This is a genomic window from Staphylococcus saprophyticus subsp. saprophyticus ATCC 15305 = NCTC 7292, from assembly GCF_000010125.1.
GTDB classification, from domain to species: domain Bacteria; phylum Bacillota; class Bacilli; order Staphylococcales; family Staphylococcaceae; genus Staphylococcus; species Staphylococcus saprophyticus.
In genome coordinates, this window is the sequence record NC_007350.1 from 1,528,642 (window position 1) to 1,547,935 (window position 19,294).

The following is a 19,294-nucleotide window of genomic DNA, read 5'->3' on the forward strand; positions in this document are numbered from 1 at the left end:
TTTTTAAATTCATACTAATGGACGATATTTTAAAAAGGATGATCGTCATTGATTAATACACGTTCAATGTGTGTTGTTCTTCCTTCTTTATTGATATCTATAATCACGCCCGATAATACACTGCGACCTTCATCTGGCACAACATGTCTTTGTGGCAAACTTGTAATAAAACGCGTAATCACCTCATGTCTATTTATACCTAATATACCATCATAAAAACCTGTCATACCAACATCCGTAATATAACCTGTCCCTCCTGGTAATATACGTTCATCCGAAGTTTGTATATGTGTGTGCGTGCCCACAACAGCACTTGCTCTACCATCAAGATACCAACCCATAGCATTTTTTTCAGATGTCGTTTCAGCGTGAAAATCTACGAATATATAATCCGTTTCTTTTTTTGCTTCGTTTATAAGCTCATCTGCCTTTTTAAAAGGATCATCAATATCTTGCATAAAAGCACGACCTTGCAAGTTGATGATAGCTAGCTTAATTTCATTTATTTGAATAAATCGCATACCTACGCCTGGCGCTTCTTCTGGAAAGTTAGCCGGTCTTACCATACGATTTGCTGAATCTATAAAATCATAAATTTGACGCTGACCATATGTGTGGTTACCCATCGTCATAAAATCTACGCCTTCTCTTAATAAATCTTTGTATATTTTTTCTGTCAGGCCTTTACCATGTGCCGCATTTTCAGCATTCACAATTGTAACTGTAGGACGATATGTCTGCTTCAGTCTTGATAAATATGTTGTAATGGCCTCGCGCCCTACTTTTCCTACAATATCCCCAATAAATAATAATCTCATTTACGTGTTCATCCTCTCTTAGTGTTAGTTTAATTCAATTTATTTACAATGAAAAGGTGCTGATGAAAATTTATTAAATTAGCTAAGTTTTAATTATAAAAATAGTGGTATAGATTATAGTAGTTAAGAGCTAATTCAAAATATAGGAGTTGGAAGTAATACATGTCAATTAATATCGATCCACAACATTTTGCTGACTTAGTTGTTACAGCAAATCCATCAAAAAGTGAAGATGCAGAAGACATAGCTAAAGAAAGTTTGGAGCTATATATCAATGCATACCGTTTAGCTGAAAGGTATGCCAATATCTCTACAAACTGTTATGATACTGCAGAAATAATTAAAGAAGTACAACAGGCAGATTTAGAGCTCACTTAAATTTTAACATGTTAATTACAATGAACTTGAATTATTAAATCCATATACATCATTGAGCGTATCGATAAACTGTATAAAAGTATGACATATACTACATTATCTTAATGAGTTGTTACCAATACTTTTCATTGCAGTTATTTTTAACCTCAATGTGAAACATCCGCGACATAAATAAATTGTCGCGGATGTTCTTTTATTCTAAAATATTAAAAAAAACAAACTAAACGAAATATCGTTTAGTTTGTTTAAATTTCAAAAATTAATCGTTTAATAATTAACTTTTATTTTGCATATTCAATTGCTCTAGTCTCACGAACAACTGTCACTTTTATATGACCTGGATATTGAAGTTCATCTTCAATTTGGCTCTTAATATCTCTTGCTAAGCGATGTGATTTTAAGTCGTCGATAGTATCTGGTGATACAATAACTCGAATTTCTCTACCTGCTTGGATTGCGAATGCTTTCTCAACACCTTCATAACTTTCAGATAGTGTTTCTAATCTTTCCAATCTTCTAATATAATTTTCTAAAGTCTCTTTACGAGCACCCGGTCTCGCAGCTGAAAGTGCATCTGCTGCAGCAACCAAGATAGAAATAATTGAAGTTGGTTCAACATCACCATGATGGGAATGTATTGCATTAATGACTGTTTCATTTTCAGCGTATTTTTTCGCTAATTCTACACCGATTTCAACATGGCTACCTTCTACTTCGTGATCAATAGCTTTACCAACATCATGAAGTAAGCCAGCACGTTTAGCTAATGTAATATCCTCACCTAATTCTGCTGCTAACATACCACTTAAGTGAGCAACTTCGATAGAATGTTTCAATACATTTTGTCCATAGCTAGTACGATACTGTAAACGACCTAAGATCTTAACAAGATCTGGATGCATGTTATGTACATTTATTTCAAATGTAGCTTGTTCCCCTGCATCTCTAATAATGTCGTCTACTTCTTTTCGAGCTTTGTCTACCATATCTTCAATTCGTCCAGGATGGATTCGACCATCCGAAACAAGATTTACTAATGCAGTTCTTGCAATTTCACGTCTAATTGGGTCAAAACCAGAAAGAATTACGGCTTCTGGTGTATCATCTATAATTAAGTCAATACCAGTTAACGTTTCTAACGTTCTGATATTTCTACCTTCTCTACCAATGATTCGACCTTTCATTTCGTCATTCGGTAAATTAACAACAGAAACTGTAGATTCAGAAGTATGCTCTGCAGCTAACCTTTGAACAGTAGTTGCTAATAGTTCTTTTGCATTTTTATCGACTGCTTCTTTTGCTTCTCTCTCTTTTTCCTTAACAAGTATTGCAATATCTTGTGACAATTCATCTTCAACTCTTTGAAGTTGCTCTTGTGCAGCTTCTGCTTGAGTGAGACCAGAGATGCGTTCTAATTCTTGTTCATGCTTATTTATTAATGTTTGAACACTACTCTCTTTTGCATCTACTTGTTGTTGTCGTTCTTCAAGTTTAGACTCTTTTTGCTCTAAAATCTCATCTTTTTTATCTAATAGATCAGATTTTCGCTCTAAGTTTTCTTCTTTTTGTAGAAGTCTTGCTTCCTGCTTTTGAAGATCACCACGTCTTTCACGAAGTTCAATTTCACTTTGCTCTTTTATGATTTGATTTTCTTCTTTAGCTTCTAGGAGCTTTTCCTTCTTAATATTCTCTGCTTCTTTATTACCTTGTTCGATAATATCTTCGGCAGTTTGTCCTGCTTGTAATTGCTTTTGATGCAACAAATTTCGGGCAACAATATACCCTACAACAACTCCGAGAATAATACCTAGCAAAATGAGTAGGAGGCCTAATAAATTCACACAAACACCCCCTTTTTATCTAGGATTTTGCTCTGTATATCAAATTTCAATATGATTAAATATGATTATATGAAGTTCTAAAAGAATCATACAATGTAATTGTACGGTTTACAGCTAAGAAGTGTCAAGGTTTCCATACACATTAATTCAATATTTGAAGCGTTCCTTTTACACAATATTTACTTTACCGATTGCGCTTACTTAACTCACAGCACATTTGAAATGAAAAATATTTTCATATAATATTTTTATATTCTTATTCATATACAAAAAATAAGCTTAGACACGCTTGAATGTCTAAGCTTATTATTATGTTATTAGTAATAAATAACTCAAATTATATTTTATAACGCTCTACTGATAACCAGAACTTTAGTTATTCTTCCTCATCAAAAAGTGTAGCAGGACTTTCAGCTTCTTTTTCTTCAACGTCACCGTCAAAGATACCTAATTTTTCCCGTAATTTTTGATCAATTTCTTCTCGAATAGCAGGGTTTTCTTTGAGGTATAATTTCACATTTTCTTTACCTTGTCCCATACGTTCACCATTGTATGAATACCAAGCCCCTGATTTATTTACAATTTCATGTTCAGCACCTAGGTCAATTAATTCTCCTTCTTTAGAGATACCTTTACCATACATAATATCAACTTCTGCAACTCTAAATGGTGGTGCTACTTTATTCTTAACGACTTTAATTTTTGTTCTATTACCAACAATTTCTTGACCTTGTTTCAATTGTTCCGCACGGCGCACTTCTAAACGAACAGAGCTATAGAATTTCAAAGCACGTCCACCTGGTGTAACTTCAGGATTACCGAACATCACACCAACTTTTTCACGGATTTGGTTGATAAATACTGCTGTTGTATTTGATTTTGAAATTGCACCGGAAAGCTTTCTCAAGGCTTGGGACATAAGACGTGCTTGCAAACCAACGTGCGTATCTCCCATTTCACCTTCAATTTCAGCTTTAGGTGTAAGCGCAGCAACTGAATCGACCACAACGATATCAACAGCGCCACTTCTAACAAATGCTTCGGCAATTTCTAAACCTTGTTCCCCATGATCAGGTTGAGATAAATATAAATTTTGTATATCTACGCCTAAAGCTTCTGCGTAAACAGGATCTAATGCATGCTCAGCATCTATGAACGCTGCAACACCGCCATTTTTTTGTACTTCAGCGATAGCATGTAACGCTACAGTTGTTTTACCAGAACTTTCTGGACCATAAATTTCTACGATTCTTCCTTTAGGGTAACCACCTACACCTAAAGCATTATCTAATGTTACAGAACCACTTGATACACTCGAAACTTTGCGCGCTTTGTTGTCGCCTAATTTCATAACAGCACCTTTACCAAATGATTTCTCCATATTTTTAATTACCGTATCTAAAGCTTTTTGACGATCGTTATCCAATGCTGGACCTCCTAAATGAGATTTATCTCTCGAAAAAATATCTTATATTCACTATACCTTGATTCAGATAATTTCGCAAGTATTTTGCGAATATTTGTTCGCTAATATTTGAATTCAATAATGCTAAAATAGAACACACGTGCTATTTTTCGCGTTTTCTGTATACTGTTCGTATTTATTTAAACCAATTTAGTAATCTAATCAACACATAATTTTGAGTTCTGCTTTTAATTAAATGTCTTCTTTGTGTCATTTTAAATGATTGTACAGCTAATTCATCATTTTCTAAAATACCTAAATATACCGTATCATGTTGATGTATCACTGAAATACCTATTTCCGTGTTAAACATGTCTTTGACAATCTGAGCAGATACTGAAAGTTGAGATGTTATTATATCACGTTCATCTATAAATTGCGTGTGGTGAGATAACATACCTTGAAGTAACTGATTATTATCAAAATTTTTCATCCGATAAAATAATATACCATCTGTCACCCCATCATAAATGGCAAATGTTTTTGTCATATTATTCATAAATGCTTGTTCTATAACAATATCATCAGAACCATAATAATATTTACCGATACGTTCTAAAATTTCTTCTTTAAGCGGCGCTATTAACGTTTCACATACTTGTTGTGTCTCACCACTTGCTGTCAATCTTACATTGACTTCGTGAGACCCAGCTAATGGCGCTATCGTAGGGTTCGTTTGTTGATCGATTAAATCCATTAATTCTGTTTCGACCTTTGATTCTCCTATACCCGCAAAGCGAAGTAATTCTGAAAATATTGTATTTTCACCATTTATAAAATAAGGTAATAACGCCTCTTTAGCCATCGATTTCATTTCTTTTGGTGGACCTGGTAACAAAGCAATTTGCTTTCCATGTTGTTGGACAAGCATTCCTGGGGCCATACCGACCTTATTATCCAAGACATGCGCACCTTCAATGACTAACGCTTGTTGACGGTTATTTGGCGTCATTTCGACGTTTTGTTCATTAAAATATTGTTCGATGTAGTCGAGTGCATTTTGATCGATAACTAAATCTCGATCTAATACTTTCGCAACTGTATGCTTAGTTAAATCATCTTTTGTAGGGCCCAAGCCTCCAGTTAATATAACGGTATCATAATTTTCTAATGCTTTATTAATTACTCTCTCTAATCTTTGTGGGTTATCACCAATCACTGTATGTTCAACCACATTATGGCCAGCACTATTAAATAATTTTGATAAGTATTGACCATTAGTATTAGCGATTTGTCCTAATAATAATTCTGATCCTACCGCAATAATAGATATATTCAAAACGTTTCCTCCTGAGACATTTACATTTTTGTAAATAATTTATTCCTTATAGCTTCTAATTAACAATATATTTCTACTTCCCTATATTATAAAATGAAAAACCATAAATAACGAAAGATTCGTTCATGTAAAAGCGCTTCTATACGACTTGTTTATAAAAATTAAAAAAATCGAAGCATGTCCAAATTATCTACATGCCCCGATTTATAGCGTTATGATGTTAATGTGTTTATGATTTTGCCTTAAACACATCTCTACCTTTATAAAAATATTCAATTCCTGATAGGATAGTGAAAAATACACCGATATATAGTAATACTTGTCCTAATTCAAAACCAATCCAGCTAGACAATGGATCGCCTAAAAGAATCCAAACAAGGGCAACCATAGTAACAGCAGTTTTTATTTTACCTAACTGACCTGCAGCACTAACAAAACCTTGTTCTATTTGTAATAAGCGTAATCCCGTAACAGCAAATTCTCGAGCAATAATAATAATTGCAACTACAGAATTGGTTAAATCTACTTGTACGAGCGCAATCAAAGCACTTGATACTAGTAATTTATCTGCTAATGGATCTAAAAATTTACCCATGTTTGTTACAAGTTCCCATTTACGCGCTAAGTAACCATCTACAAAGTCACTTAATGATGCGACGATAAAAATAATGCCACTAATTAATAATTCTATTCTAATTTCATTACCACCGATAAATGAAATTTTACCAAATCCAAAATTCGCTAGAGCAAACAATAGGAAGATTGGAATGAGTATAACTCTAAATACAGTTATCCAATTCGGTATATTCATACAAAGTCCTCTTTTCTATTTATAACTTATGACGTACTTGGACTTACAGATTAAAAAATTAATACTGAAAAAATCCATAAAAGTGCTGTAATAATAACAAATATACTTATTACAACGGCCACTTGCAATGGTTCTTTATTTTTAGTTCGATAAGTCGGTTTATCTTCTTTTGAAAAAGCAGTTATTGCATTTTGAAGCGATTCATCATTACTAGGAATTTCTTCTCTATGCGCCTCAATTAACTGTACTGAGTCGATATTCACTGCTTTTGCATATTTCCTAATAAAACCTTCTGCATAATTTACATTTTTCAACGATTCAAAATCATTATTCTCAATCAGTGTAAGTGTTTCTCTTTTTATTTGGGTACGCGTTTCAAGTTCGTTTAGTGTCATACCTAAACGTTCTCGACGTCCTTTTAAAGTTTGACCAACTAAATTCAAAATGTTAGTCCTCCTCAATAACTATTCATATTTTATTCAAAAAATCCAAATCCGCCACCAAACGTATCATCACCAAAATCTAAGTTATTTTTACTTTTAACTGTTTTCTTTTTCATTTCTTCATATTGAATTTCTTGATTTTTATTTTCTCGTAATTCGATGATATAGTCAAAATCACTCATTTCATAATCACTCGTTTCAACGAACAAGTCAGGATGTTCGACTACTTTTATTGCTGGTAAACTCATAACTTCTTTAACTAATTCTTGATGTTTTTGACTAGACTCTCTCGCTGTGACTGCACCGTCGATAATATAAACATGATCAGAATCATATTCTCCTTTAATTAAAGAGCTACGAACAGTCTGTTTAATTAACGTTGAACTGATAAATAACCATCTCTTGTGCGCACACACACTACCTGCAACGATTGATTCAGTTTTACCTACTCTCGGCATACCTCTAATACCAATTAATTTATGGCCTTTCTCTTTAAATAATTCTGCCATAAAATCAACAAGTAAACCTAAATCATCTCTTTCAAAACGAAACGTTTTTTTATCATCTGCATCTTGTTCTATGTATCTTCCATGTCTCACAGCTAAACGATCACGTAACTCTGGTTTACGCAATTTTGTTATAGATATATCATCTATTTCTGTTACGATATTTTCAAATCTATGCACTTTATCTAGACTATCTGACTTTATTAATAGCCCTCTACGACCTTCATCAATACCATTGATAGTCACAATACTAATTCCCATCAAACCTAATAAACTAGAAACATCTCCTAAAAGGCCAGCTCGGTTCATTGTTATCTCATATTCTAAATACCATTCTTTTTTAGTTGCTACTGTCATGAAATAAACACCCCTTTGTTTATAAACCATATGTTGTCTTTTATGATAAACAGCAAATGATACACTTTAAATAAACATTATTTTATAAATTATATCATTGACGTTTTGTTTTATTGGCTGAGCATAAATATAAGAATCATCCTATTAGATCATATGAACAACTAACGACTAGAATGAACTACAAACGTGCTACTTCACTTTAGCTATAATAACCCTTTCATCAGTCATCTAAGTTAAATAGTAATACAAAACTTTTTAGAAAATTACTTCCTCATACTTACTGACATTATATCATTGAATGTTTCAAAGTTGTTTTATTTTCTATAGTTTACTTAAATTATTTACAAGTACCAAGCGCCATTCACTTTTTGAATTGTTCCGGTGATACTTTTCGCAAAAGGATGACATAGATAACTACATGTGTGAGCAATTTCAGTCGGATCTATCAATCTTTGTTGTGGCAAGTCTTCAGTAATTGCTGCCAATTCCGCTTCACTCCAAACTCGAGCCATATTACCACTTACCAAACCGGGTGCAATAGCGTTCACCGTTACTGAAGTCATTGCAAGTTCTTGACTCAATGCTTTTACAAAAGCAATTTGGGCACCTTTCATTGCAGAATAAACTGATTCCATACTTGCACCTGTTTCACCCCAAATAGATGAAATAACAACAATCCTACCACTCTGACTTTGTCTTAGTTGATCAACAAAATACCTACAAACACGTATGAATTGTTTTACGTGAATTTGATAAGCTAAATCAATCATTTCGTCTGTCATATCTTGTATTTGTCCATATAATGCAGTGCCACTCGCATAAATAAGGCAATCCAAATTAGTAATAAAATCAAAGTAATCCGCAAAATCGATGTCCTGCATTAAATCTATTTGTATGAATTGTACAGGCTGACTTTTATATTGCGACTGCAGTGTATCAACATTAGCCTGATTATACTGAATGATAACTTCATAACCGTCATACAATAGACGATCAACGATAGCTGTACCTATACTACCAGAACCACCCATCACTAATGCCTTCATTTTTATTTCATCTCCAAACGACTATCAACAACTTGCTCTAGGTTCAAGCCCATTTTTGAAGTTTCGTTTACACTCTCTAAAGTGATGCTTTCAACAATTTCCAATAAATCGAATAAACTTACGCCTTCAAAATATAATTTCGTATATTGGTTCGCTATGTATTCCGGAGAATTTAACCCTGAAATAAATTCACCTATGAATTGTTTTTTTAGTAAACTAAATGCTTCTTCATCATTCAGTTGTCCTTGGTTGTTTTCAATTTCTGTTAAAAGTAACGCTTTTAATTTATCAGGATACTGTGTTGCGCTCGTAATTACTGAGAAACTATATGTCGGTTCTAATACAAATTGATATCCAAATGTCTCATCAATTAGATCTTCGTTAAGTAAAGATTGATAAAAATCTGTTTCTTCACCAAATAACATTTCATAGAAAAGTGTCATCTCTAAATCTCTCTTTACAAAAGATGCGTCGGGTTCATCAACTAACGGATTGTTTTTAAAGCCTAACATCAATCGAGGTGATTGCAATTTCATAGTTTCAGTCACTTTGGATTCATTTACAGTTGCTTTTTCTATCAATGGATCTCTAACTATTTGCGGTTGTGCTTCTTTATCGCGTTGATTTTCATGCGTTGCCACGACATCATAAATATTTGCTACATCTACATCGCCGACAACAAAGAGTACCATATTCGATGGATGATAAAATGTCTCATAACATAAATAAAGATCATCTTTAGTAATCTCATAAATACTCTCTACACTGCCTGCAATATCCACACGAATAGGATGTGTATCATACATAGCTTTCAATGTATTAAACATTAATTTGTAACCAGGCTGTTCTTGGTACATTTTAATTTCTTCAGCTATGATGCCTTTTTCTTTATCTACTGTTTCTTTAGTGAAATAAGGTGACTCAACCATTGTTAATAAGCGTTTAATATTACGCTCCACATGATCTGTTGCACTAAATAGATAACTTGTACGATCAAAACTAGTGAATGCATTGACTTGTGCATTATCTTCAGCAAATGCCGTAAATAAATCTTCACTATCATCATCGTTTTCAAACAATTTATGTTCTAAGAAATGCGCTACACCATCTGGAACAGTGACAAAAGTATCACTACCATGTGGCTTAAATTTATTATCTAACGAGCCGAACTTTGTAGTATACGTCACAAATGTTTTTTGGAACCCTTTTTTGGGGATAATAAATAATTTCAATCCATTATTTAATTCTGCTTCAAATACACGTTCATCTATTTGTTCATAATAATTTTCTCGCATTAGTCATTACCTCCTTTTGTCAGAATATAAATGGTATCAAGCACAACCGCTTGCGCTAATTGTTGCACATCTGATTTTGTAACACTTTGGATACCTTCAAAATAACCTTCTTCTGACATAGGCTCATCTAATAAGATATTGTTGTTTAAAATTTCTATCATACTTTTTGGTCTGTCATGTGATTCTTGTCTCTGCGAAAGAATTACTTTTTTAGCTAATGCTAGCTTATCTTCTTCAAATTGACCGTTTTGGAACTTTTCAAATTCTTTGATAATTGTATCTTTTGCAACTTCATGTTTATCTATGGATACACCACTCAATACAAACATGAAGCCATTTTTTGCATCAATTTGTGAATGAATTGAATATGCCAAACTTTGTTTTTCACGGACTTCATTAAATAATACAGATGAAGGGTCACCACCGAACATTACATTAAATACAACCATTGTAAAATACGCTGCGTCGCCATATTTTGCAGGCATTCTAAAGCCCATATTCAACTTAGCTTGATCTACATCGTCCACTTCAACAATTTCTTGTGGTAATGTATGTGCTTGTTTCATAGGTGCGTCTTGCGTTAATTCAAAGTGGAAAGGTTTGATATCGAAATAAGTTTTCAATTGCGTTTTAACTTGTGCTTCATCTACGTTACCAACGACGTAAACTGCACAGTAATCATTTTGTAGCATAGATTGATATGTATCGTATAAAGTTTCTGGCGTTACACTTTTTATGCATTCTATTTGACCTGTAGCCAAATGTCTATAAGGATGTTCTCCAAACATATGTTTTAATAAATTTAAAAATGAAATCTGCGATTTGTTATCAACCATCGCTTCTAGTTTTTTACCTAATAAAGATTTTTCTTGTGACACAAAAACCTCATCAAATTGTTGATCAGTCACTAACGGGTTCCAAATAATTTCTTTTAACAATGCCACACCTTTTTCAAATAATGGTGTTTGGTCTTTCAAATAACGTTCATTAATTAACTCTAATGAAATGCTTATAACATGCTTATCTTTAAATTTTGAAACAAAACTATTCACATAGGCGCCATATAAATGTGATAAATGTCTATTGAATGCTTTATCTGTAGGCCATTGTTTGGTTGCTCGAACTAATACTTTGCTTAGAATCGAACGCGCAGTCATGGTGTCACTTTCTAAGGGAGCCATAAATTTCAACGTTATTGTGGTCGTTTTAAATTTTGTAGTTGGCATTACTTTAATATGTATGTCATTCTGAGTATTTTTGTTCTTCAAATTGTCATGCCTCACTTTCATAAATTTCTTATTATAAACTATTTTTAACCGTTTTAAATTTTACTAAACTACTTTTGAAATAATTAAAAGAATAAAGTATTGGTTGGTCATCTTTATCATAATGGACTAATTTCAATAACATAAGCCCTTCATGTGGTGATGCACCTAAGATGTCTGAAATGTGCGGCTCATAACTGATGGCCTCCATTTCAGTATCAGCATATGCCACTTTTTTTCCCGTATGTGCTTCGATAGCACCTAGTAGCGATTCATCGCTATTTTGATATTGTGCGCATGTTAAGTCACTCGCAGGCACTTTATCTAAACAATATACTACGGGTTTCTTATTTGCCGTTCTGACACGTTCTATAATTGTAACGTTTGCCTTATCTGCAATATTTAATCGTTTTGAATCTAATGAGGTCGCTGGTTTTTCATCAAAACTAATATATTCTGTCCCAGCACTATAACCCTGATCTTCAATCATTCTACTTATACTTACAACTTCTCCTAAAGGATAATAGAATGGGTGCAGTGATTTAACACGTGCACCTTCTTCTAAATTATTTGATAAAACTTGTTCAGTGATTAATTCATCTACTGCATCATAGACATCATCTGTCTTTACATTTAATGTTCTAGCTATTGCTAAATTACTTGGTAATGGTTCACCATGTTGTAATTTGCCATCTTTGATTTGTTGTATCATCCACTCTTTAACTTTATAAACAGAAGTCAGTTCCATTTTTACACCTCATCACTATCTAAATCCACTAATATTTGTCTAGGTTTACTTCCTTTTTGTGGTCCAATAACTTGATTTCGTTCTAAATCATCCATTAATCTGGAAGCGCGATTATAACCAATTCTAAATTGTCTTTGTAATAAAGAAGTACTCGCTTTTTGTTGTTCAATGACAAATAAATATGCTTCATCATAAAGCGTATCTTCACTCTTCATTTCTGATTTTTCTACTGGTGCGTCTGGTTCCATTTCTTTAACATAATTCGCTTTTTGCTGTTCTACTACATAATTAACAATGTCTTGCACTTCTTGATCGCTTAAAAATGCACCCTGCACACGCGTTCTTGTAGAACCACCATTTGCAACATATAGCATGTCACCTTTTCCTAATAGCTTGTCTGCGCCACCGCTATCAATAATCGTTCTAGAATCCGTTTGTGAACTAACAGCAAAAGCAATTCTACTTGGAATGTTATTTTTGATTAAACCAGTAATCACATCCACAGAAGGACGTTGTGTTGCAATGATTAAATGAATGCCTGCTGCACGAGCCATTTGAGTAATTCTTTGAATTGCATTTTCTACTTCTTTACCAGCAACCATCATTAAATCAGCTAATTCATCCACAATAACCACGATATAAGGTAGTTCAGCTTGTTTTTCATCTAGCTCAAGATTTTGTCTTCTAATCGCTTCGTTGTAACCTTCTATATTTCTTGTAGATGAATGTTGGAATAAATCATAACGACGCTCCATTTCGGCCACAACTTTTTCTAAAGCTTGAGATGCCTTATGAGGATTTGTAACTACCGGTATCAATAAATGGGGAATCCCATTATATACATTCAATTCTACCATTTTCGGATCAATTAACATAAGTTTTACTTCATGCGGCTTTGCATTAAGTAAAATACTAGTGATAATACCATTGATACATACGGATTTACCACTACCTGTAGATCCAGCAACAAGTAAATGAGGCATTTTATTTAATTCAACTGTTATAGGATCACCTGAGATATCTCTTCCTAATCCTACTTCTAATTTATTTTTTGCAGGGAACTTCTCATCTAATACTTCTTTAAGTGATACAAGTGAAATTTTGTCATTTGGTACTTCAATACCCACTGCAGAACGTCCTGGAATAGGTGCTTCAATACGAATATCCTTAGCTGCAAGTGCAAGTGCGATATCATTGTGCAAGTTTACAATTTTACTTACTTTAACACCTTGTGCAGGTTGAATTTCATATTGTGTTACCGCAGGACCGATTTTTATTTGTGTCACTCTAGCATCTACACCAAAATTTTTAAGTGTTGTTTCTAGCAGTTGCCCCTTTTTCTGAACTTCTGCTTTTGAAGTTGCTTTTTGTTTCGCTGGTTGCTTAAGTAATGAGAGTGGTGGAATCGTGTATGCCTCGTTTTCCACTTCTCCAGCTTCTGAAATCGAGTTAACCGCATCGCTTTGACTATCTTCAGTTTCTTCAGTAGCATCCATAGATTGATCTAATGAAGCCAAATCCGCATCATTTGTATCATGCTCTGTATGTTGAACATTATCCGCTTCATGATCGTACATGCGTTTAGTACGTTGTTTTTTAGTATTTGGACTTTGATTTGTAGATTCTTCATCATTTTCACTATGTCCGTATATAGGGATAGATAATTGTTGGTTACTTGTTTCGTTTGGTACTTCTTCTAGCTCGCTAACATCTTTAATGTCTTGTTGCTCACTCGCTTCTAGTTGTTGTTTCTCACGCTCAGCTTTCTTCTCAGCTTTTACGCGTGCATTCGCTTCTTTTTTGATTTTATTTTGTTTGCGCTTTTCTTTATAATTTTCTGAAGCATCCTGACTTTTAACTTTTAACTTTTCAAATAATATTTTAGATACATCTCGGTGCTTTTGTTTTAAAAGTAAAATAATACTTGAAGCTATAAGTAAAATTGTGACAATAATAATACCTACAATTGAAATAAGCGGTATAGATATCGATAATAAATAATGACCTAAGAGTCCTCCGCCAAAATTCGGAAAATTCGTATGTTTATATGAACTATATACAAATGACAATACTGGTTCCCGTTGCGCTTGTACCTTGTTTGTAAAATAAAAAACAATATGTGTAACTAGCAATAAAGCTAATTGTAATACGAAGGCACCCACTGTACGTCTCGTTTTAGGTAATGCTTTATAATATGTAATGAATATAGTTCCAATCAAAATAAGTATATAAGTTAAAAATCTACTGTTACCAAATAAATAATTAAAGAAACTATCAATCATTGTTCCCACTATACCAAGTTGAAAAGCACCTAAGACGATGATGACAAAAATTGCAATTGCCAATATATATCTTAAGGGATGATCACCTTGTTGTTTCTTCTTATTCGATGTCTTTCTTCTTGTATTTGCAGGTTTTCGCTTAGCTGTTGATCTTTTTTTCGTTTGTGCCAAATTTAACACCTTCTTTTCGACTCAGTTTTCAAATATGCGTCATCATATGTTCAATTCCTACATATGTGATATAACATTTTCGTTTAAAATATATGCAAGTTTCTCATAGTTATTAATATTTATGTATAAATAAAGTTTCGCATTCTTACATAATAACATAAAAGAGGTAAGACATTTTTTCGCTCTTAGTGCATTTAAAGGTTGGATTTATGGCAAAATTGCTTAACATGTCACCTTAATCTACTTTTAAATATATTTACCTAAGCGTATGTCTTAACCTCTTTGTTTAGTATTGAAATTATTAAATTTCAGAAATAACTGGAATAATCATCGGACGACGTTTCGTATTTTCAAATAATAATTTACTAATTTGATCACGCATACTCTGTTTAATTTCAGACCATTCAATGCGTTTCTCTTGTAAACCTAATTCGACAATTTCACGGACTTTTTCTTCAGCTTCATTTAAAAGTGCTTCACTTTCTCTTACATAAACGAAACCTCTTGATTGAATTTCTGGACCTGCCGCTATTCTTCTATTTTTTGGATCAAGCGTAACCACAGCAATAAATATACCGTCTTCCGCTAATAAATGACGATCCCTTAATACGATATTACCGACATCTCCTACACCGATACCATCAATAAGTACATTTCCAGAATTTACTTTTTCATTTAAAATCATTTCTTCACCATCGTAGTTAACAACATCGCCTTTTTCTACAAGGAAGATTTTTTCAGGTTGTACACCTGCTTCATTAGCTAATTTAGCATGAGAAATTTGCATTTTAAATTCACCATTTACTGGTATAAAGTATTCTGGTTTCATTATGTTAATCATCATCTTCAACTCTTCCATGCAACCATGACTAGAAGCATGAATTTTTTTACTATTTGGTATAATTTCAGCACCTGCACGTACTAATTCATTTAAAGTATTACCTACTATCACTTCCATATTGGCAGAAGCTGTAATAGTTAAAAAGACAGAGTCCCCTGGTTCGATATTCATTATCTTATGCTTTTTCTGAGCCATTTGACTAAGCGCTTCAACAGGTTCACCTTGCATACCAGTGGCTATGATAATCACTTCATTCTTAGGATAATTTTCAACTTCATTGATTGGAATTAATAAATCTTTTGAAATATCAAAATATCCCATTTTTCTAGCAATGTTAAATGAGCTTTCAAGTGAACGTCCTAAGAATGACACTTTTCTATTTAATCTTTGCGCAAGATTTAATACTTGTTGAATTCTTATAAAATTAGAAGCATAACAAGATACAATTAATCTGCCCTTCACTTTTGTAAATGCATCGTACATATGTGATTCGATCACATTTTCTGGTGTATTATAACCTGGCTTTTCAGCTTCAGTCGAATCACTAATTAAAGCAAACACCCCCGCTTCGCCTATCTCAGTCATTTTCTTCAAATCTGGTGCATAATGTCCATGTAAACTTTGGTCGAATTTAAATTCACCCGTATAAACAATTGCGCCATAAGAAGTATGGATACAAATACCTAAACTATCTGGAATACTGTGCGTCGTATTAAAGAAAGTGACATTTACCCCTTTAAAACGCATCACTGATTCATTATTCACTGTGTAGTATCTAACTTTTTTATTAACATTGCGTGCTTTCATATTCTCTTTAATTAAAGCAATCGTCAATTTCGAACCGTATACCGGAGCATCAACTTGTTCTAACACATACGTTACAGCACCAATAGCATGTTCGTGTCCATGCGTTAGAAAGATCCCTTTTAATTTTTCTTTATTTTCTATTACGTATTGAATATCTGGAATAACAATATCTACGCCCAGCATTTCGTCTTCTGGGAACATTAAACCAGCATCAAGCATAAACATTTCATCGTCCACTTCGACGATATACATATTTTTCGCAATTTCTCCAACTCCGCCGAGTGGAATGATACGAATGTTTTTATTTTTTTTCTTTATTAAACTCAAAATGTTACCTCCTATTTAATTTCCCCGTCCATATATAAACTCATAATTTATTATAAGTTAAAATGCGCTTTATGTACACTATTAAAGTAATTACAACAAATAGTTTATATCTATTTTAATTCTATAATCACTCAATTTATATTGACTTAATATACAATGCGACTTGAAAATTTTCCACAAACTGAAATTCCGTTTATATACTATTTATAATTACAAACTTCCTTATTAGCATTTTTATATGTAAAAAAAAAGAAACTAGCAAATACTGCAATGTGATACTTCCAACAATAGAATCGATGACATGCTATTGTAGGAAGTTACATTCAGTTAACTAGTCTCTCGTTATAGTTACAATACCAATTTTATGATAAAACTCTAATTTATAGTAATGCTTTATGTGATGCATTGACACGACCTTGTTTGTCAATTTCAGTTACTTTGATTTTGAAAATATCGCCGACTTTTAAAACATCTTCGACTTTATCAATACGTTCATTCGCAATTTGCGAAATGTGAACAAGTGCATCTTTACCTGGGAATAATTCAACAAACGCACCATATTTCTCAATACGTTTGACTTTACCTTCATAAACTTGTCCAACTTCTGCTTCACGTGTAATATCTTCAATGATTGAACGTGCACGTGCTATGGCATCTTTATCAACTGCACCAATAAAGATCGTACCATCTTGTTCGATATCAAGTTTCACGCCAGTTTCATCAATGATTTCATTAATTTTTTTACCACCAGGTCCAATGACATCTCTAATTTTCTCTGGTTTAATTGTCATCGTAACTACTTTAGGTGCAAAAGCACTTAATTCGCTACGAGACGTATCGATAGTTTGTAGCATGTGATCTAATATAGCTAGACGACCTTCACGTGCTTGATCTAACGCTTCTTTAATAATTTCTTTTGTTAAACCATCAATTTTAATATCCATTTGAATTGCAGTGATACCTTCAGCTGTACCTGCAACTTTAAAGTCCATATCGCCGAGTGCATCTTCCATACCTTGAATGTCTGTTAAGATTGTATAACTATCATCACGTGTCACTAAGCCCATAGCAATACCTGCAACAGGTGCTTTAATCGGCACACCAGCATCCATTAATGCTAATGTAGACCCACAAATTGATGCCTGTGAAGACGAACCATTGGATTCTAATACTTCACTTACAATTCTTACAGTATATGGGAAGTCTTTCAAATCCGGTATAATATGGCTCAATGCACGTTCACCTAATGCACCATGACCAATTTCACGACGACCTGGAGAACGAACAGGACCCGTTTCACCTACTGAGTAGTTTGGGAAGTTATAATGATGCATGAAACGTTTCTGTTCTTCTTCCCCTAAACCGTCTAGGATTTGATATTCACTCATTGAACCTAAAGTTAGGACAGATAGTGCTTGTGTTTGACCACGTGTAAACAAACCAGAACCATGCGCTCTAGGTAAGACACCTACTTCTGATTCTAATGGACGAATTTCATCTGTTTTACGGCCATCAGGTCTGATTTTTTCTTCAGCAATTAAACGTCTAACTTCCTCTTTGACTAAGTCATTTAATATACTATTCACTTCTTTAATTAACACTTCGTTATCTGCGTCTTCTTCATCAATAAATTCAGCTGCTACTTTTTCTTTGAGCGCATCTAAATTGATATCACGTTGTTGTTTATCAAATGTTAAAACAGCATCTTTTAAACCGTTCTCTTGTGTTAGTTGTTTAACTTTTTCAACTAATACTTCATCTTTTTCTACAGGAACGAATGCTTTTTTCTTTGGTTGGATATGATCAACAATTTCTTGTTGGAAATTAACCAATCGTTGAATTTCGCTATGTCCAAAGAAAATAGCTTCTAGCATTTCACTCTCAGTAATTTCGCTAGCGCCCGCTTCAACCATGTTCACTGCATCTTTATGACCAGCAACTTCTAGGTCTAAACGCGACACTTCTTTTTGTGCTACCGTTGGATTGATTACGTATTCACCATCAATATATCCCACCTTCACACCGGCAATAGGCCCTTGGAATGGAATGTCAGAAACACTCAATGCCATAGATGAACCTATCATAGCTGCCATTTCTGGTGAACAATCTGGATCAGCACTAAGTACAGTATTCATTATTTGAACATCATACTTATAACCTTTAGGGAACAATGGGCGGATTGGTCTATCAATTAATCGTGCAGTTAACGTTGCTTCATCGCTTGGACGACCTTCACGTTTCTTAAATCCACCTGGAATTTTACCAGCTGCATACATTTTTTCTTCATAGTTAACCATTAATGGGAAAAAGTCACCATCACGTGGTTCTTTTGAAGCTACTGCAGTAGATAAAACTACTGTATCACCATAACGAACGAGTACGGCACCATTAGCTTGTTTAGCAAGTTGACCTGTTTCAATCGTTAATGATCTGTTTGCCCATTCGGTTTTAAAAACTTTTTTCTCTTGAGACATTACGAATCTCCTCTCATATATCTATTAGTTCTATCATATCATTTCTTAGAATAATTTTATATTAGTATATTCCTTTTTAAAAAATAGCTGTTCTAAATTATAAAAAAGGGAAAGGACCCTAAAGGTTCTTTCCCTATCAA

Annotated in this window: 14 protein-coding genes and 2 pseudogenes; 1 reads left to right on the forward strand and 15 read right to left on the reverse strand. The window is 33.5% G+C overall.

Going from position 1 to position 19,294, the window contains the following annotated elements; translation table 11 throughout:
- Positions 1 to 29 precede the first annotated feature (29 nt).
- Positions 30 to 818 carry a TIGR00282 family metallophosphoesterase gene (locus SSP_RS07485; RefSeq protein ID WP_002483433.1) on the reverse strand — a complete coding sequence of 263 codons (789 nt, stop codon included), beginning with the start codon at positions 816 to 818 and terminating at the stop codon, positions 30 to 32.
- A 162-nt stretch (positions 819 to 980) separates the two neighbouring features.
- On the opposite strand from SSP_RS07485, the gene SSP_RS07490 reads away from it, so the two are divergent.
- Positions 981 to 1,196 (forward strand): hypothetical protein, encoded by a 216-nt coding sequence (locus tag SSP_RS07490; RefSeq protein WP_002483434.1) that lies wholly within the window; start codon positions 981 to 983, stop codon positions 1,194 to 1,196.
- A 281-nt stretch (positions 1,197 to 1,477) separates the two neighbouring features.
- On the opposite strand, the gene rny is transcribed toward SSP_RS07490, so the two are convergent.
- The 14 genes and pseudogenes from rny to pnp all read right to left on the reverse strand — a co-directional run bounded on the left by rny (position 1,478) and on the right by pnp (position 19,154).
- Entirely contained in the window at positions 1,478 to 3,037 is a 1,560-nt protein-coding gene (gene rny, locus SSP_RS07495) for a ribonuclease Y (protein WP_011303241.1), read from the reverse strand.
- A gap of 376 nt (positions 3,038 to 3,413) precedes the next feature.
- Positions 3,414 to 4,463, reverse strand: a complete 1,050-nt coding sequence (gene recA / locus SSP_RS07500; RefSeq protein ID WP_002483436.1) for a recombinase RecA — start codon at positions 4,461 to 4,463, stop codon at positions 3,414 to 3,416.
- Positions 4,464 to 4,638: 175 nt separating this feature from the next.
- A complete protein-coding gene (locus tag SSP_RS07505; RefSeq protein ID WP_011303242.1) occupies positions 4,639 to 5,781 on the reverse strand; it encodes a CinA family nicotinamide mononucleotide deamidase-related protein in 1,143 nt (380 codons plus the stop codon).
- Positions 5,782 to 6,010: 229 nt separating this feature from the next.
- Positions 6,011 to 6,592: a CDP-diacylglycerol--glycerol-3-phosphate 3-phosphatidyltransferase gene (gene pgsA, locus SSP_RS07510; protein WP_011303243.1), complete on the reverse strand. Its 582-nt coding sequence runs from the start codon at positions 6,590 to 6,592 to the stop codon at positions 6,011 to 6,013.
- A gap of 50 nt (positions 6,593 to 6,642) precedes the next feature.
- Positions 6,643 to 7,035, reverse strand: coding sequence for a helix-turn-helix domain-containing protein (locus SSP_RS07515; protein WP_011303244.1), 393 nt, complete (start codon positions 7,033 to 7,035; stop codon positions 6,643 to 6,645).
- A 32-nt stretch (positions 7,036 to 7,067) separates the two neighbouring features.
- Positions 7,068 to 7,898 (reverse strand): DUF3388 domain-containing protein, encoded by an 831-nt coding sequence (locus SSP_RS07520; protein WP_002483440.1) that lies wholly within the window; start codon positions 7,896 to 7,898, stop codon positions 7,068 to 7,070.
- Positions 7,899 to 8,239: 341 nt separating this feature from the next.
- A complete protein-coding gene (gene ymfI / locus SSP_RS07530) occupies positions 8,240 to 8,944 on the reverse strand; it encodes an elongation factor P 5-aminopentanone reductase (protein WP_011303245.1) in 705 nt (234 codons plus the stop codon).
- Between the two features lie 2 nt (positions 8,945 to 8,946).
- Complete coding sequence (gene yfmH, locus SSP_RS07535; protein WP_011303246.1) at positions 8,947 to 10,239, reverse strand: EF-P 5-aminopentanol modification-associated protein YfmH; 1,293 nt, start codon at positions 10,237 to 10,239, stop codon at positions 8,947 to 8,949.
- Positions 10,239 to 11,507 (reverse strand): EF-P 5-aminopentanol modification-associated protein YfmF, encoded by a 1,269-nt coding sequence (gene yfmF / locus SSP_RS07540; protein ID WP_011303247.1) that lies wholly within the window; start codon positions 11,505 to 11,507, stop codon positions 10,239 to 10,241. Before yfmF ends, yfmH begins: the two co-directional genes overlap by 1 nt.
- A gap of 31 nt (positions 11,508 to 11,538) precedes the next feature.
- Positions 11,539 to 12,252 carry a GntR family transcriptional regulator gene (locus SSP_RS07545; RefSeq protein ID WP_011303248.1) on the reverse strand — a complete coding sequence of 238 codons (714 nt, stop codon included), beginning with the start codon at positions 12,250 to 12,252 and terminating at the stop codon, positions 11,539 to 11,541.
- A 2-nt stretch (positions 12,253 to 12,254) separates the two neighbouring features.
- Positions 12,255 to 13,718: pseudogene (locus SSP_RS13370) on the reverse strand (DNA translocase FtsK); the annotation flags it as partial.
- 101 nt (positions 13,719 to 13,819) lie between these two features.
- A pseudogene (locus SSP_RS13375) lies at positions 13,820 to 14,705 on the reverse strand (cell division protein FtsK); the annotation flags it as partial.
- A gap of 301 nt (positions 14,706 to 15,006) precedes the next feature.
- Entirely contained in the window at positions 15,007 to 16,680 is a 1,674-nt protein-coding gene (gene rnjB, locus SSP_RS07555; protein ID WP_011303250.1) for a ribonuclease J2, read from the reverse strand.
- 380 nt (positions 16,681 to 17,060) lie between these two features.
- Positions 17,061 to 19,154 carry a polyribonucleotide nucleotidyltransferase gene (gene pnp / locus SSP_RS07560; RefSeq protein WP_011303251.1) on the reverse strand — a complete coding sequence of 698 codons (2,094 nt, stop codon included), beginning with the start codon at positions 19,152 to 19,154 and terminating at the stop codon, positions 17,061 to 17,063.
- Between the last annotated feature and the right edge of the window lie 140 nt (positions 19,155 to 19,294).

Excerpts from the sequence above, each read along its gene's own strand:
- SSP_RS07485 (WP_002483433.1), bottom strand. The coding sequence starts at position 818 with ATGAGATTATTATTTATTGGGGATATTGTAGGAAAAGTAGGGCGCGAG.
- yfmH (WP_011303246.1), bottom strand. The coding sequence starts at position 10,239 with ATGCGAGAAAATTATTATGAACAAATAGATGAACGTGTATTTGAAGCA.
- pgsA (WP_011303243.1), bottom strand. The coding sequence starts at position 6,592 with ATGAATATACCGAATTGGATAACTGTATTTAGAGTTATACTCATTCCA.
- SSP_RS07520 (WP_002483440.1), bottom strand. The coding sequence starts at position 7,898 with ATGACAGTAGCAACTAAAAAAGAATGGTATTTAGAATATGAGATAACA.
- ymfI (WP_011303245.1), bottom strand. The coding sequence starts at position 8,944 with ATGAAGGCATTAGTGATGGGTGGTTCTGGTAGTATAGGTACAGCTATC.
- pnp (WP_011303251.1), bottom strand. The coding sequence starts at position 19,154 with ATGTCTCAAGAGAAAAAAGTTTTTAAAACCGAATGGGCAAACAGATCA.
- SSP_RS07545 (WP_011303248.1), bottom strand. The coding sequence starts at position 12,252 with ATGGAACTGACTTCTGTTTATAAAGTTAAAGAGTGGATGATACAACAA.
- SSP_RS07490 (WP_002483434.1), top strand. The coding sequence starts at position 981 with ATGTCAATTAATATCGATCCACAACATTTTGCTGACTTAGTTGTTACA.